General features: G+C 69.9%; 16 protein-coding genes. 8 read left to right on the top strand and 8 right to left on the bottom strand.

Going from position 1 to position 14574, the window contains the following annotated elements:
• Positions 1 to 180: 180 nt before the first annotated feature.
• Complete coding sequence (fnr, locus tag DPV79_RS14510; protein WP_113045753.1) at positions 181 to 981, top strand: fumarate/nitrate reduction transcriptional regulator Fnr; 801 nt, start codon at positions 181 to 183, stop codon at positions 979 to 981.
• 31 nt (positions 982 to 1012) lie between these two features.
• Here fnr and DPV79_RS14505 read toward each other — a convergent pair whose 3' ends face one another.
• Entirely contained in the window at positions 1013 to 2002 is a 990-nt protein-coding gene (locus DPV79_RS14505; RefSeq protein ID WP_042974955.1) for a zinc-dependent alcohol dehydrogenase family protein, read from the bottom strand.
• Positions 2003 to 2176: 174 nt separating this feature from the next.
• Here DPV79_RS14505 and DPV79_RS14500 point away from each other — a divergent pair, with 174 nt between their 5' ends.
• The 5 genes from DPV79_RS14500 (at position 2177) to DPV79_RS14480 (ending at position 6937) form a co-directional block, all read left to right on the top strand.
• Entirely contained in the window at positions 2177 to 3178 is a 1002-nt protein-coding gene (locus tag DPV79_RS14500) for an Acg family FMN-binding oxidoreductase (protein WP_113045706.1), read from the top strand.
• Between the two features lie 51 nt (positions 3179 to 3229).
• A complete protein-coding gene (locus tag DPV79_RS14495) occupies positions 3230 to 3565 on the top strand; it encodes a c-type cytochrome (RefSeq protein WP_059685829.1) in 336 nt (111 codons plus the stop codon).
• 22 nt (positions 3566 to 3587) lie between these two features.
• Positions 3588 to 4619, top strand: a complete 1032-nt coding sequence (locus tag DPV79_RS14490) for an LOG family protein (RefSeq protein WP_113045705.1) — start codon at positions 3588 to 3590, stop codon at positions 4617 to 4619.
• A 139-nt stretch (positions 4620 to 4758) separates the two neighbouring features.
• Entirely contained in the window at positions 4759 to 4983 is a 225-nt protein-coding gene (locus tag DPV79_RS14485; RefSeq protein WP_021159371.1) for a hypothetical protein, read from the top strand.
• A gap of 187 nt (positions 4984 to 5170) precedes the next feature.
• Complete coding sequence (locus DPV79_RS14480) at positions 5171 to 6937, top strand: SulP family inorganic anion transporter (RefSeq protein WP_113045704.1); 1767 nt, start codon at positions 5171 to 5173, stop codon at positions 6935 to 6937.
• A gap of 92 nt (positions 6938 to 7029) precedes the next feature.
• Here DPV79_RS14480 and DPV79_RS14475 read toward each other — a convergent pair whose 3' ends face one another.
• Both DPV79_RS14475 and DPV79_RS14470 read right to left on the bottom strand, forming a co-directional pair.
• Positions 7030 to 7269, bottom strand: coding sequence for a hypothetical protein (locus tag DPV79_RS14475; RefSeq protein ID WP_021159369.1), 240 nt, complete (start codon positions 7267 to 7269; stop codon positions 7030 to 7032).
• Between the two features lie 55 nt (positions 7270 to 7324).
• Positions 7325 to 7975: a BON domain-containing protein gene (locus tag DPV79_RS14470; protein ID WP_042974973.1), complete on the bottom strand. Its 651-nt coding sequence runs from the start codon at positions 7973 to 7975 to the stop codon at positions 7325 to 7327.
• Positions 7976 to 8205: 230 nt separating this feature from the next.
• Here DPV79_RS14470 and DPV79_RS14465 point away from each other — a divergent pair, with 230 nt between their 5' ends.
• A complete protein-coding gene (locus DPV79_RS14465) occupies positions 8206 to 8871 on the top strand; it encodes a nitroreductase family protein (protein ID WP_021159368.1) in 666 nt (221 codons plus the stop codon).
• A 104-nt stretch (positions 8872 to 8975) separates the two neighbouring features.
• Here DPV79_RS14465 and DPV79_RS14460 read toward each other — a convergent pair whose 3' ends face one another.
• The 4 genes from DPV79_RS14460 to DPV79_RS14445 all read right to left on the bottom strand — a co-directional run bounded on the left by DPV79_RS14460 (position 8976) and on the right by DPV79_RS14445 (position 11044).
• On the bottom strand, positions 8976 to 9410 hold the full coding sequence (locus DPV79_RS14460) for an Hsp20/alpha crystallin family protein (RefSeq protein WP_027792290.1): 435 nt from the start codon (positions 9408 to 9410) through the stop codon (positions 8976 to 8978).
• A gap of 180 nt (positions 9411 to 9590) precedes the next feature.
• Positions 9591 to 9866 carry a DUF1488 family protein gene (locus tag DPV79_RS14455; protein ID WP_059484426.1) on the bottom strand — a complete coding sequence of 92 codons (276 nt, stop codon included), beginning with the start codon at positions 9864 to 9866 and terminating at the stop codon, positions 9591 to 9593.
• 96 nt (positions 9867 to 9962) lie between these two features.
• The gene (locus DPV79_RS14450) at positions 9963 to 10436 is read right to left on the bottom strand and encodes a universal stress protein (protein ID WP_021159365.1); all 474 of its coding nucleotides are present in this window, start codon (positions 10434 to 10436) and stop codon (positions 9963 to 9965) included.
• Positions 10437 to 10570: 134 nt separating this feature from the next.
• Entirely contained in the window at positions 10571 to 11044 is a 474-nt protein-coding gene (locus DPV79_RS14445) for a hypothetical protein (RefSeq protein WP_113045752.1), read from the bottom strand.
• A gap of 488 nt (positions 11045 to 11532) precedes the next feature.
• Here DPV79_RS14445 and DPV79_RS14435 point away from each other — a divergent pair, with 488 nt between their 5' ends.
• On the top strand, positions 11533 to 13137 hold the full coding sequence (locus DPV79_RS14435; protein WP_113045751.1) for a bifunctional aminoglycoside phosphotransferase/ATP-binding protein: 1605 nt from the start codon (positions 11533 to 11535) through the stop codon (positions 13135 to 13137).
• 76 nt (positions 13138 to 13213) lie between these two features.
• On the opposite strand, the gene DPV79_RS14430 is transcribed toward DPV79_RS14435, so the two are convergent.
• Positions 13214 to 14557 carry an ABC transporter ATP-binding protein gene (locus DPV79_RS14430; protein WP_425267359.1) on the bottom strand — a complete coding sequence of 448 codons (1344 nt, stop codon included), beginning with the start codon at positions 14555 to 14557 and terminating at the stop codon, positions 13214 to 13216.
• Positions 14558 to 14574 lie beyond the last annotated feature (17 nt).

The raw sequence follows: 14574 nt of genomic DNA, 5'->3' as shown, positions 1-14574 counted from the left end.
ACAAGCCAGCGTGCCGCCCGGAGCAATGGCCGCATCAATGCCGAGACCGGTTTCGGTCTCGTGGCCCGTCCGGTGTGGTTCCCCATCAGGAAGGCGGCAGACACCAAGGCCGCCGGTACGACGGCCAGCGCGATCCCGCCCGACAGCGATTCGCCGCTCGCCCAGGAATTGGAGCCGATCATGCAAAGCCATGCCGATGTATCGCAGACCCTGCCGCTACACCCGCTACACCCGATACAACCGTCACGTCCGTTCATCCCGCTGCATCCCGTCGAACGGGCGGACCAGCCGAAGCGCGCCGCGTCCCGTTGCTCGACCTGCGCGCTGCGTACCGTGTGCATGCCGCCCGATCTTTCGCCGGACGATTTCGCGCGTGTCGACGCGATGATCTGCACGACGCGGCACGTCAGGCGCGGCGAAACGCTGTTTCGCGCTGGTGACGCATTCAACAGCATCTATGCGGTCAGAACCGGTTCGTTCAAGACCATCGTGATGCATCGCGACGGAGACGAGCAGATCACCGGCTTCCAGATCGTCGGCGAATCGCTCGGGCTCGACGGCGTGCACACCGGGCGGCACAACGGCGACGCAATCGCGCTCGAGGACAGCACCGTCTGCATCATTCCGTTCGGCCAGCTCGAACAGATGTGCCGCGACGTTCGGCCGATGCAGCATCACGTGTATCAGATGATGAGCGGCGAGATCGTGCGCGAATCCGCGCAGATGCTGCTGCTCGGCACGATGACCGCCGAGCAGCGCGTGGCCGCCTTCCTGCTGAACCTGTCCACGCGCTTCAAGGCGCGCGGCTACTCGGCCGCCGAATTCGTGCTGCGGATGACGCGCGACGAGATCGGCGAGTATCTCGGGATGAAGCTCGAAACGGTCAGCCGCATGATGTCGAAGTTCCAGCGCAAGGGGCTCGTCGCCGCGCAAGGCAAGCAGATCCGCATCGTCGATCCTGACGGCCTCGGGCGCATCTGAGCGCATGGCGGTGCGGGCATGCCGAGCGGGATCAGCCGCGCATGCCGAGCACGGCGGCACCGGACACGCGCCCCGCGCGCAGATCGTCCAGTGCGCGGTTTGCATCGGTCAGCGCGTAACGCACCGCTTCGACCCGCAGCGGCATCGCATCGGCGATCCGCATGAACGCGGCCGCGTCCGCACGCGTCAGGTTGGCGACCGACACGATGCGGCGCTCGCCCCACAGCCACGCGTACGGAAAGCCCGGGATATCGCTCATGTGAATGCCGCCGCATACGACGATCCCGCCTTTGTCGACCGCGCGAAGCGCGGCCGGCACCAGTGCGCCCACCGGCGCGAAGACGAGTGCGGCGTCGAGGGGTTCCGGCGGCGTTTCGTCGCTGCCGCCGGCCCATGCGGCACCGAGTGACAGCGCGAGCTGCTGGGCGACGGTGTCGCCGGGCTTCGTCAACGCAAACACCTTCCGCCCCTCGAAATGCGCGACCTGCGCGACGAGATGGGCGGCCGCGCCGAAGCCGTAGATGCCGACGCGACGCGCATCGCCGGCCATGCGCAAGGTTCGGTAACCGATCAGGCCGGCGCACAGCAGCGGCGCGGCCTCGAGATCGGAATAGCGCCGCGGCAGGTGCACGCAATAGCGATGGTCGGCAACGGCGCACTCGGCATAACCGCCGTCGATCGTATAACCGGTGAATCCCGGGCTGTCGCACAGGTTTTCGCGGCCGGACGCGCAGTACGCGCAATGCCCGCAGGTCGAACCCAGCCATGGCACGCCCACCCGGTCGCCGACGGAGAATCCCGTCACGCCCTCGCCGGGCACGCGCACCGTTCCGACAATCTCGTGCCCCGGCACCAGCGGCAGCTTCGGGTGCGCGAGTTCGCCGTCGACGACATGGAGATCGGTCCGGCAGACACCGCACGCGTGCACGTCGATCAGCAGCTGGCCCGGCGCCGGCAGCGGTTCCGGCACGCGCGCCTCGCGCAAATGCGGCGTCGTGCCGTCAAACATCATCGCAAGCATGCTCGCCTCCCCGCGCCATCGTGTTCGCGCGCGTCGCGATCCAAGGCTAGTCGCCACGCGCCGCGCGCGCACGGCGCAGTGACGGGCGCTTGATGTGGGTCAACGGCGGCCGGCCGGTTGCTGACACGATGAAGTGGCATGACGCCGCCGGCCCGGCGACCAGGAGATGATCGAATGACAGCCGTTCCCCCACTTGCCGCAAGCGCGCATCCCGAAGCGCTTCTGAAGTCGCTGCTGGCCTATGCGGTGCTGGCTCCGTCCAGCCACAACTCGCAGCCGTGGCGATTCATCGTCGACGGGCCCACGATCGCGGTCTGCGCGGACCGCGTCCGTGCGCTGCCCGTGGTCGATCCGTTCGATCGCGAGCTGATCATCAGTTGCGGCGCCGCCTTGCTCAACCTGCGTGTCGCACTCGACCACGCAGGGCTCGCCCATACGATCAGCACGTTTCCGTCCGAAGTCGACCCCGATCTCCTCGCACTGGTGCGGGTGTGCGACGACGGCTATTCCGACGCGTCGCTCGGCGCGCTGTTCGACGCGATTCCGGAGCGCGTGACGACGCGCGCGCCGTTCGAATCGACGGCCGTTCCGGACACGCTCCAGCGCGAGCTGATCGCGGCCGGCGCGGCGGAAGGCGTCGAGGTCGCCTGTGTCGACGCGATCGCGCACCGCGCACGGGTGGCCGAGCTCGTCGCCGAGGCCGACCGGCAGCAGTTCGCCGATCCGCGCTTCCGCCGCGAGCTGGCGAGCTGGATCGATCCGCGCCGGCACGTCGACGGCATGCCGGCATTCGCGGCCGGCGTGCCGACGCTGCTGGACTTCGCGGCGCCCGTCGTGACGATGGCGGTCCGGACGTTCGATCTCGGCAACGGGCTCGCCGCGCTGCATCACCAGCTGGTCGGCGCGTCGCCGCTGATCGTCTGCCTGTCGACCGTCCGCGACGATCGCGACGCATGGCTCGCCGCCGGACAGGCGCTGGAGCGCGTCCTGCTCGTCGCGGCGCGCGCGGGCCATACGGCGTCCTACCTGAACCAGCCGATCGAGACGGCCGGGCTGCGCGCCCACCTGCGCCACATGCTCGGGCTGCGCGGCGAGCCGCAGTTGCTGCTGCGCGTCGGGCGCGGCCCGCATACGCCGCATTCGCCGCGCCGCCCGCTCGACGAAGTCGTCTCCTGATCGCGCCGCGCGGCAAGGTGCGGCCCCTCCGACCCGGACGAGGAAAAAAACATGAACCTCCTGCGTTTCGCTGCCCTCTGCGCGATCACGGCGGTGGCCGGCCCGGCCGCCGCGCAGACGGCCGTGCCCGAGCCGACCGATCTCGTCAACGCGCAGCACTGCATGTTCTGCCACACGCCCGACATGAGGTTCCTCGGGCCGTCGTTCCACGAGATCGCGCAGCGCTATCGCGGCGATCCGGCGGCGGCCGCGGAACTGGAACGCAAGCTGCGCGTCGGCGGCCGCGTGCACTGGGGCGACACGCCGATGCCGTCCGCCGAGGATCGCGGCGGCCCGCTGTCCGCTGACGATGCGCACCAGCTCGTGCAATGGGTGCTGAGCCAGTAGCCGGCCCGCCGGCCCGCACCGCATGCCGACCGCCATCAAACGCATCCCCGCCCGTACGGTACGAGGCAACGCGCGCCGCCGTGCCGCGCCCGGCGCGACGCCGGCGGACACGCGCGGCATGCCCGCACGTCCGCGGCCCGATGCGCTCGTCGGCAACGACGACAGCGCCCGGCCCGGCCCGCGTCGCGCGCGGCGTCCCGCCCGACGCCCGAAGCGCACGCCTGCCGACGACGACGCCACCATCCTGCAGCACGCGAGCATGCGCGGCATCCGGCTGCAGCTCGACTACTGGAAAGCCGAGGCGCGCCTGCAGAGCGAAGGCATCGGTCATGCCGTCGTGATCTACGGCAGTACGCGCATCGTCGCTCCTGCCGTCGCGAATGCCCGGCTGGACGAAGCCAATCGCCTGCTCGCGCAGCGTCCGCACGATGCGGGCCGGCGCCGCGCCGTCGCGGCGGCGAGCCGGCTCGTCGAGCACAGCGTGTATTACCGCGTCGCACGCGAATTCGGGCGCATCGTCGGCCACGCCGACCGGTGCACGCGCGCCGCGCGGCTCGCCGTGGTCACCGGCGGCGGCCCCGGCATCATGGAGGCCGCGAACCGCGGCGCGTACGAGCGCGGCGCGCCGAGCATCGGCCTGAACATCGAGTTGCCGCGCGAACAGGCGCCGAATCCGTATATCACGCCCGGTCTCGGTTTCCGGTTTCACTATTTCGCGATCCGCAAGCTGCACCTGCTCGAACGCGCGAAAGCCGCCGTGTTCTTCCCGGGCGGCTACGGCACATTCGACGAGCTGTTCGAGGTCCTGACGCTGCTGCAGACGCGCAAGATCCCGCCGCTGCCCGTCATCCTCGTCGGCGAGGCGTACTGGCGCCGCGCGGTGGACCTGGCCTTCCTCGCCGACGAGGGGATGATCGATCGCAGCGATCTCGACCTGTTCACGTACTGCGAAGCCGCCCCCGACATCTGGCGCGCGATCGGAAGCTGGTATGCACGGCGGCGCGCGGCGCGGCCGGTGCGCCGCCGCGCGCCGCCGAAACCGCGTGCCGTGTAGGAATCTGCCGACGCGCTCCGCGCGATTCCTACCGCAGCTTCGGGGCATGCCGATTGAATCGCGCGGGCGCGGCAACGATACTGAAACCACGGATCGCGGCTGCGCGCCAGCCGGATTCCGGGCCATCAGGAGAGCCGTCATGACACACGCTACCCCGCTTCCCGATTCGGGCGACCAGGCCCGCCGGCCTGACGCTGCCGCGCTCGACACGCAGGCGCTCGTCGCCCTGGCGCGCGACGCCGGCATGCTCGTGATCCTCGACGGACAGATCGGGCGCGAGCGGTACGAGAGCGTGACGGGCTCGATCGCCACGCTGGCCCGCTTCGCGCAGGCACTGCAACTGTCGGCACTCAAGGCCGCCTGAAGCCCGCCGCCGTGCCGTGCCGCGCCGCCGGCATCCGGTGCGACGGCGGCGGCCCGGTCTTCCGACGCAATGATCACGCTCACCCTGCCGTCCCGTCCGTCAGCCCGGGCCGGCCGCATCCCGGTCACCACGCGCCTGCCGAAGCCGTCCATCCCGTTCGCCCGGACGTCTCCGGGATGAAGCCGCGATGAACCGGCACCTTTCCGGACACGTCGCCCACCTGTTTCCGGGCATCGCACTGCTCACGCACTACCGGCGCGCATGGCTGTCGCGCGACCTGTATGCGGGCATCGCGCTGTCGGCCGTACTGGTGCCCGTCGGCATGAGCTATGCACAGGCGGCCGGCCTGCCGGCCGTCACGGGCCTCCATGCGTCGATCGCCGCGTTGCTCGCGTATGCGCTGCTCGGCCCGAGCCGGATCCTCGTCCTCGGCCCCGATTCGGCGCTGGCCGCGCTGATCGCCGGCGCGATCGCCCCGCTTGCCGACCATGACCCGCAGCGCGCCATCGCGCTGGCCGGCGCGCTGGCGCTGTCGGCCGGCACGATCTGCATCCTGCTCGGCACGCTCCGCCTCGGCTTCGTCACCGACCTGCTGTCACGTCCGATCCAGTACGGCTACCTGAACGGTATCGCGATTGCGCTCGCGATCGGCCGGTTGCCGGAACTGCTCGGCATGCCCGCGGCGGGCGGCGACGTGTTCTCCAGCGTGCCGCCCATCGTGCACGCCCTCGCCGAAGGCCGGTTCTCCACCAATGCCGCGCTGCTGGGCAGCGGTGCGCTCGCCACCATTTTCCTGATGAAACGGGTGATGCCGCGTGCACCCGGCGTATTGATCGCGGTGCTGGCGGCGACCGTGGTCGCGCACGTGTGGCCGCTGCACGGCATCGCGACGGTCGGCACGTTGCCGGCCGGCGCGCCCGTGCCGCACCTGCCGGTCGTCTCCGTCGCCGACCTGGGCGCGCTCGCGTCCGGCGCCGTCGCCGTCGCGCTGGTGTCGTTCGCCGACATCAGCATGCTGTCGCGCGCCCTGTCGGCGCGTTCGGGCGAAACGCCGGATCGCAACCAGGAACTGGTCGCACTGGGCGCCGCCAATCTGCTGGCCGGCATGATGCAGGGCTGCGCGGTCAGCAGCAGCGCATCGCGCACGCCCGTCGCGATTGCCGCGGGCGCGCAGAGCCAGGTCACGAACCTCGTCGCGGCGGCGTGCATCGCGATCCTGCTCGTTGCCGCGCCGACGCTGCTGACCGGCGTCCCGCGCGCGGCGCTGGCCGCCGTCGTGATGTACGCGGCGTTCGGCATCGCGGACGTCCGCAGCGTCGTCCGGCTGTACCGGATGCGTCGCGGCGAATGCCTGATTGCGGTGCTGTGCTTTGCCGGCGTGATCGGCATCGGCGTCGTGCCCGGCATCCTGCTCGCCAGCGCGCTGTCGCTGCTGTCGTTCGTGTGGCGAGCCTGGCATCCGTACGATGCGGTGCTGGGCCGGCTGGCCGGCGTGCGCGGTTATCACGACATCGCGCGTCATCCGGACGCCGTGCAGACGCCGGGGCTCCTGCTGTTCCGCTGGGATGCGCCGCTCTTCTACGCGAATGTCGAGATCTTCTGCGAGCATCTGCACGCGGCCATCGTATCGTCGGCGTCTCCGGTCACGCGCATCGTCATCGCGGCCGAGCCCGTCACGGATATCGACGTCAGCGCCGCCGACCGGCTCGTGGCGCTTTGCGAGGAACTCCGCGCGCAGACCATCGCACTGGACTTCGCCGAAATGAAGGGACCGGTGAAGGATCGCCTGCGCGCCTACGGGCTGTTCGACGCGTTCGGTCCCGCCAGCTTCTTTCCGACCGTGACCGACGCCGTCGCGCATCATGTCCGGCGGCAACGCGAACATCCGCGCGACGGCGAACCGGCTGCGCGCCCCGCGCCGCCGCCTGCCGGCCGTGACCGGGCCGACGGATAGGCACACCGATACCCGTGCGATGCGGCACTCATTGCATCGGATGACGAACGAAACATCGACGCACGGGAGACACGCGCACGTGCGCCGTGGCGTCAGACCGTGAACGTGTTCGATTTCCTCATCTCGACCCAGGTCATCCCGGCGCGCAGCCCGTCGATCGCGGCTTCGCGCTCGGTATCGTGGGTCCGGCTGTGCGCGAACGTGCGCTCGCATGCGCCATCCGGCGACGCGAACGTCACGTGGATCCTGCAACGATAGCCGCCCGTTTCGGCGGCAATCGTCTGGATCGTCACCGACCAGTCCGCGTCGTGTACCTCGCCTGACAGTGTCATCCGGCTTCCCTCCTTCAATTACGCGGACTGTCCATCCGGTTGCCCGGTACCGCGCTTACTCGACGACCAGGTCGTCGACCACCGCACGCACGCCGCGCGCCGACCACGCGGCGCCGCGCACGGCCTTGCGCTCGGAGAACGAACCGACCTTGCCGGACAGCCGCACGGTGCCGTCGCGCACCTCGATCGCGATGTGCTTCGCCTCGCGCTCCGCGTGGCGCATAATCGCGCGCTTGATGCTGCCGCCGATGTCGGCCGCCCCGACCGCCCCCTGCACCGCGATGTGGTCGGTCACGCCGGTCACGCTGCGCATCTGCGAGATCGCCCGCACGGCCATATGGCTCTGGTACGCCCAGTCGACCCTGCCAGACAGCGTGATCCAGCCGTGTTCGACCTGCACCTTGACCGTGTCGTCGTGCAGACCGACCGTCCAGTGCAGAACCGAACGCACGGCATTCGCGATGTCCTCGTCGGTGCGGACGTCGTCGTCCGGCAGATGCACGGTCATGTCGACGACGAGCGCCTTGACGCCGGCCACGCGGTTCGCCGCCCGCTCGATCGCGAGTTTCTCCGCATAGCTCGGCGGGTGACCCGAGAGCGTCACGATCCGGTTGACGACCTCGACACCGATACGTGTCGCGTCGATCGCCGGGTCGGACTCGAGTTCGTCCTGGACGTCCTGCTTCAGTTCCTTGTCGGTTTTCATCGCCTGCACTCCTGTGAGCCGCGGCGTGCCTGTTCGCCGCATATGTCCAGATTTGCACATGCACGGCCGGGGATCGCTGACGCAGGTCAACGGACGCCGCTCGACGCGCATCGCGGCCTGCCGGTGCGCCGCTTGACGGAGGTCAAGCCGGCGCGGCCCGGCCGCCTTATCGTGAGATCACCGATGCGCGACGTCCCGGGCACGCACGGCGATGCTCCAAGGAGACTCACATGACGGAACAGCAACTGTTGGCTTATTCGCCGACACCGCCGGCAGGGCCGGTATCGCCGCAGGGCGAATCCCCGCCCCTCATCGACCTGCCGCACCCGGACCTCGACGGCGGCCCGCCATTGATGACCGCACTCGCGGCAAGAATGAGTTCCCGCGAATTCGCCGCCACGCCGCTGCCGCCCGCGACGCTCGGCGCGATGCTGTGGGCCGCGGACGGCGTCAACCGGCCGGCGGCCGGCGGCCGCACGGCGCCGTCCGCGCATGCGTTCAACGAAATCGACGTGTACGTCGCGCTGCCGTACGGCGTCTATCGCTACGACGCGCCCGCGCATCGGCTCGTGCTGAAGCATGCCGTGGACGCCCGCAACCTGACGGGTTATCAGGACTTCGTCGGGCGCGCGCCGCTGGATCTCGTCTACGTCGTGCGAACCGCCGCGATCCTCGACATGCCGCCGCAGCAGCGCGACGTGTTCTCGGCGATCGCGGCCGGCGCCATCGCGCAGAACGTGTCGCTCTACTGCGCGGCCGCCGGCCTCGGCACGGTCGTGCGCGGCTGGATCAACCATCGCGTGCTGGCCGACGCGCTGCGGCTGAACGAAGACGAGCTGCCGATCCTCGCGCAGACGGTCGGCTACCGCGCAGGCGGTGCCGCATCGAATGCGTGAGCGCCGCGGCGCCCGCTTCGACGAAACGGCGCGCGGATCGCTCCGCGCGCCGTTTCCTCCTGTCGGGCAGCGTATGCCGACGTCACCCGCAACCTGCCGCCCGATCAGCCGATCGTCAGCTTTTTCTGCGCGACCGGCGCCTTCTTCGGCAGCGTCAGCGACAGCACGCCGTCCTGATACGTCGCCGTCGCCTTCGCGTCGTCGATTTCACCCGACAGCGAGAACGAGCGGCTGACCGCGCCGCTATAACGCTCGCGCCGGATCACGCGCTCGCCTTCCTTCTGCTCGCTGTTGCGCTGGATTTTCGCGTTGATCGATACGGTACTGCCCGTCACCTGGACGTCGATGTCGTCCCTGGCGACGCCCGGCAGCTCCGCGTTGACCTTGTACGCATCGTCGCTTTCCGTCACGTCGATCTTCATCGATGCAAGATCGGGCTCGTCCGCCAGCGTCATCCCGCGCAGCGGCCTGAACAGGCCCTGAAACAGGTCGGCGACGGGTTCGATCGAAAACGGATCGTACCGTGTGACATTGCTCATGGTTCGTACTCCTCAAGCGATTGACATGCGGCCCGCGCTTTCGTCCCGCCCGCGCGAAGCCATGACGAAGATCGGATTGGCGCGGCACCGTGTGCCGGGCAACGGACGAACGATCATCAGGATTCCAGCGTAACTGCCCGCATCGGCATGGGCTTGACACGCGTCAACGGGAGCGGACGCTCAGGTGCAGAACCGGAAATAGCCGCTGTGAAGCAGGATCGGCCGGCCGCCCATCTCCTCGAGCAGGCAGCGCGCGGCGCGCTCGATCGCGGGTCGATGACGGGCAAATGCCTCCACGAGATCCTGTTCACGCGGCGACGCCGCGCGGAAGTGATCCTCCAGTGCCTCCGCGGTGATCGCGCAGTGCACACGGCGGCCTTCGACCAGCGCGGGAAACGCCAGCGCGGGATCCTGGCCGCAATACGTCGGATGTTCGCAAGGAAAGGAGATCTGCATGATGGTCACCTGTGCAGGTTGCGCATGGGTGGGCGCGGGCGGGCGGTGCGCCGCGTGCGGCCCGCGCCTCGCGGCGAGGCGCCGCGTGCGACGACGCTAGGCTGCCGCCGCCGCGGCCGGGGCGGCATCGCCGGCGCGTACGAGCAGGACCGGGCAACTCGATCCGCGCAGGAAACGCTCCGCGACGCTGCCGAGAAACAACCGCCGGACGCCGCGGCGGCCGTGCGTACCGATCACGGCCAGATCGATCGAATGCTCGACGACGTACCGTTGCAGCCGTTCGGCAACATTCTGGCCAGGCTCGGTCTCGACGATTTCCGTGTCGCCGTTGACCGCCGCGTGCGAGATCGCCCGTTCCGCGCTGCGCAGCACCGCCGCGCCGTCGCGCCGAACCTCGTCGAGCAGCGCGTCCGGATCCATTCGTCCGGCGTACGTCACCAGAAGCGAGCGGTCGACGACGAAAACGGCGAACAGGCGCGCGCCGTACGATCGCGCCACCTTCAGACCTTCGTCGAGCGCCAGTTTCGATGAAGGACTGCCGTCCACGGCGACCATGATGTTCGTGTACATACCGACCTCGCTGGATGAACCGACGCGCCGGCGGCGTGCGGATGGGTGTCATCATCGGCGTTCGCCGGACGCGGGCGTTGACGGAGGTCAACGGTTCGGAATCACGTGGAGGCGCGCGGGCACGGGATGCCGGATCAGCGCGGCGCGACCGGCTTCGGCGCGTCGGGGGAACGCGCCGGGTTCACGTCGGCCCGGAAACCTCGCTCGATGTCGAGGATCTTCGTCGCGCATGCGTCGTACTGCCAGCCCGGGCCGCCGTCGCTGTCGTACATGCCCTTGCACATCGCCTTGAGCCGGATCACCGCCGCGCCGCCGCCCGATGCGGTGCGCGATGCCCACACATAGACTTCGCCGGCCAGGAACGGCGGCGCCGTCTCGATCGTGTCTGCATCGGCCCGGGTGATCCGGGTCGACGAATGCCCTTCGACGTAGCGGCGCGCAAGGCGCCATGCGCGATCGCATTCGGCCGGTGTCGAACACGGCAGCGCCGCGGCCTGGCGCGCCGCGAACAATTGCGTTTCCGTCGACCGGAAGGCCGCGTTCCGCTCCGCACCGGCGCACGCACCCAACGCGAGCAACACGACGACCGCCCACACCCGTTGTTTCATCTTCACTGCCTCGCAACGCATCGCGTTCCGCTCGCCATCCGGCGGCATGAATCCGCTCGACGCCAACCCGGCCGCGTGACGCACCGACATCCCGCATTCGGTGCGCGGCACGTGCCGCATCGCCCGAGCGCCCGAATCGACTGTAGGGCCGCCATGGGGAATGCGGTTGACCTGCGTCAAGCGCGCGCCGGCACGGTGCGTACCGCACGGGCCGCAACGGTGTCGACGACGTGCATGCGGGCGGCGTTGCGCCGTTACCGCGCCGGCGCGGGGCCACGGCAGGCCGTCCGGGTGCGCACGGTCAACGCGCTTGACACGCATCAAGCCGGCATGGGCGACAGTCGGCTGCAATAGGGTTCGTCGCACGCGTGCCCCGAGCCTGCCGGCCCGATCCCGCGACTTCGAGCAGACGGAGCGTGCCGCTTCCGTTCGACTACAACCCGCGGGCACGGCGCGATGCAAGCGCCCGGCCCATCGATCCGTTCATCATGTCCCGAGCACCACGCCTGCCGTTCACGTCGAGCCGCGGAGCCGCACGACGCAAGACCCTGCAATTCGATCGCGCGTTGCGTCGGCCTGCCACCTATCCGCATCCCGCCGGCCGGATCGAACGGATCGAAACCCACCTGTCCGTCGTGTATCTGGCGGGACGCTACGCGTACAAGCGCATCAAGCCCGTGCGATTCGCGTTCGTCGATCTCGTGCGCCCCGCGCAGCGCCGCCGCTGCGCGCTGGCGGAATGGTCGCTCAACCGGCCGTTCGCCGGCCCGCTGTACCTGGGCGTCTGGCCGATCGTCGCGCGCGGCCGCGGCAGCACGTTCGGCCCGCCCGTGCGAACCGGCACGCAACGCCACCGGCAGCCGGCGGTGCCCGGCGAGTATGTGGTGCGCATGCGCCGGTTCGACGCGCAAGCGATGTTGTCGGTCCGCAGCGCATCGCACGACACGGGGCTGGCGGACGCGGACGCATTTGCGCAGACGCTGGCCCGCCATCATCTGCACGCACCGCGCCGTGCGCCGAGCGGCTACCCGGGCAGCGCGGCGAACGTCGTGGCCCAATGCCAGGCGTTGTGCGACACGCTCGACGTCACGGTGCCCGCTCAAGCCGCGCTGCGACGCTGGTACGAGGCCGAGCTGGCCCGTCTCGCGCCGCAGTTCGCCGAGCGGCACGCGAACGGCTTCGTGCGCGCCTGCCACGGGGATCTGCATCTCGACAACGTCGTCCGCTGGCGCAACCGGATCCTGATGTTCGACTGCATCGAGTTCAACGACGCACTGCGCTGGATCGACGTGGCGAGCGATCTCGCGTTTGCATGGATGGATTACGCCGCCCGCGAGCGGGCAGATTGCGCCCACCGCCTCCTGTCAGGATGGCTCGCACGTACGGGCGACCATGCGGCGCTGGCCGTACTGCCGTGCTACTTCGTCTATCGTGCGCTGGTGCGTGCGCTGACCGCACGGCTGCGCGGCGACGAGGCGACGCGCGGCCGCTATCTGCGCCTTGCGTCGGACATGGCGCAGGCACGCCGCGATGCGCGGCCGCTGCTGCTGCTCTGCCATGGCATGTCCGGTTCCGGCAAATCGGTGGCGAGCCGCGCGCTGGCGGAACGGCTCGGCGCGATCCGGCTGTCCAGCGACGCCGAGCGCAAGCGCCTCGCCAGCGCACCGGAGGACACCCGGCTGCCGCTCGCCGCTTATTCGGAGACGGCGATCGACGCGGTCTACGACAGACTGCGTGCGCAGGCCGGCGAGGTCCTCTCCAGCGGCTATACGGCAATCGTCGACGCGACGTTCCTGCTCCGGCGCAACCGGGCACCCTTCATTTCGCTCGCCGAGCAGCGCGGCGTGCGCGTCGCGATTCTCGACTTCACCGCGAGCCCCGCGACGCTCGCCGCCCGTGTCGCGGCCCGGGCCGCACACGGGCGCGACGCATCCGATGCCGACACGGCCGTACTGGCCCGGCAGGTCGAGCGTGCCGAGCCGCTGGCGGGAGCCGAGGCCGCGATCGCGATCCGCTTCGAAACCGAGTGCGACGTCGCGGCGTACGGGAGCCGCGCGTTCTGGGCGCCGTTATTCGCCGCGCTACGCGCGTAAACACGCGCGTAGCGCCGCCCGCCTGACTTGACGCCAGGTCACGACGCTCCGTTTCAGCCGGCCGCGCCCCGCATGATCAACGGCCGAAGGTGCGCGTATGGTCGTCGTAGTCGAACAGCCCCGCGTAGCGGCCCCAGTCCGTCACGACGCGCAGCGCCTGTTCCGCGCTGCGCGGATCGAGATGATCCTCGAGCTCCAGTTCGAAGCGCTCACGCGGCGCGCGATGCCCTGCGCGCTCGTCCAGCACTTCGTCGATATGCGCGGCAAGCGGCACGAACTTGACGACATGCTCTCGAAACAGACGCCGCCGAGCCTCGTCGTCGCTGTGCGCGAACACGTGGCCCGCCGCGCTCAACCGGAGGGTCCGGTCGTGCCACTCGGCAAAGGCGAGCAGATGGAGCGCCGCGGCGGTCGCATGGAGCACGTCGACCCGGAGCGCGAGCGCCGCGGCAATCGCGCCGAGTTCCGCATGGCCGTCGTACGGCGCGGCCGCCAGGGTCTCGACGAACCCGGCGAGATGGTGGCTCGTCACGTCGGGTAGCGCCATGGCCAGCGTGCCGCCGGCCGCCGCGCGAGCCGCCGCCGCGTCGGCGATGCGCGCGGTCAGCGTCGCGTAGATCTTGCCGACGATCGCCTGGAAGGCCGGGTCGTGCCGGTTGCGCGGACGCGGCAACGGCACGTTCAGCGCGGCGTCGATGCGCGCCGGGCCGGCACCGAGCACCAGGATGCGATCGCACATGAGCACGGCTTCCTCGATGTTGTGGGTCACCATCATCACCGACCGGGTCGACAACTGGCGCGCGTCCCACAGGTCGAGAAAATCGGTGCGCAGCGTTTCCGCGGTCAGCACGTCGAGTGCCGAGAACGGTTCGTCCATCAACAGCAGGACGGGTTCGCTGACGAGCGCGCGGGCAAACCCCACCCGCTGACGCATGCCGCCCGACAGTTCGCGCGGATAAGCCGATTCGAAACCGTCGAGCCCGATCAACTCGATCGCGGCGGCCGCCCGTTCGCGCACGTCGCGTGGCGGAAGGTCCAGCGCATCGAGCCCGAGCTCGACGTTTTCGACGACGGTCAGCCACGGGTACAGCGCGAAGGTCTGGAACACCACCGCAATGCCGGCGGTCGGGCCGGCAAGCGGCGCCCCGCGATATGCGACCGTGCCGGACGACGGCTTGACGAGCCCGCCCGCGATCCGCAGCAGCGTGGACTTGCCCGAGCCGGAGCGGCCGAGCAGCCCCAGTATCTCGCCCTCGCGGAGCGTGAGGTCGATATCGGCCAGCACGTGCAGCGGCTCACCGGACGGCTTCGTGAACGATTTGCATACGCCGCGCATCTCGAGCACGACCGGCGCCTGCTCCGATGACGGCGCGGCCGCGCCCGCCTCGTACGCTTCCTTGCATTCACCGGGATTCGACACATCGGTCTCCTGCGGAT

The sequence above is a fragment of the Burkholderia reimsis genome (assembly GCF_003294055.1).
Classification (GTDB): domain Bacteria; phylum Pseudomonadota; class Gammaproteobacteria; order Burkholderiales; family Burkholderiaceae; genus Burkholderia; species Burkholderia cepacia.
Note: the sequence above shows the minus strand (reverse complement) of the source record. Positions and strands in the feature narration are given on the sequence as shown.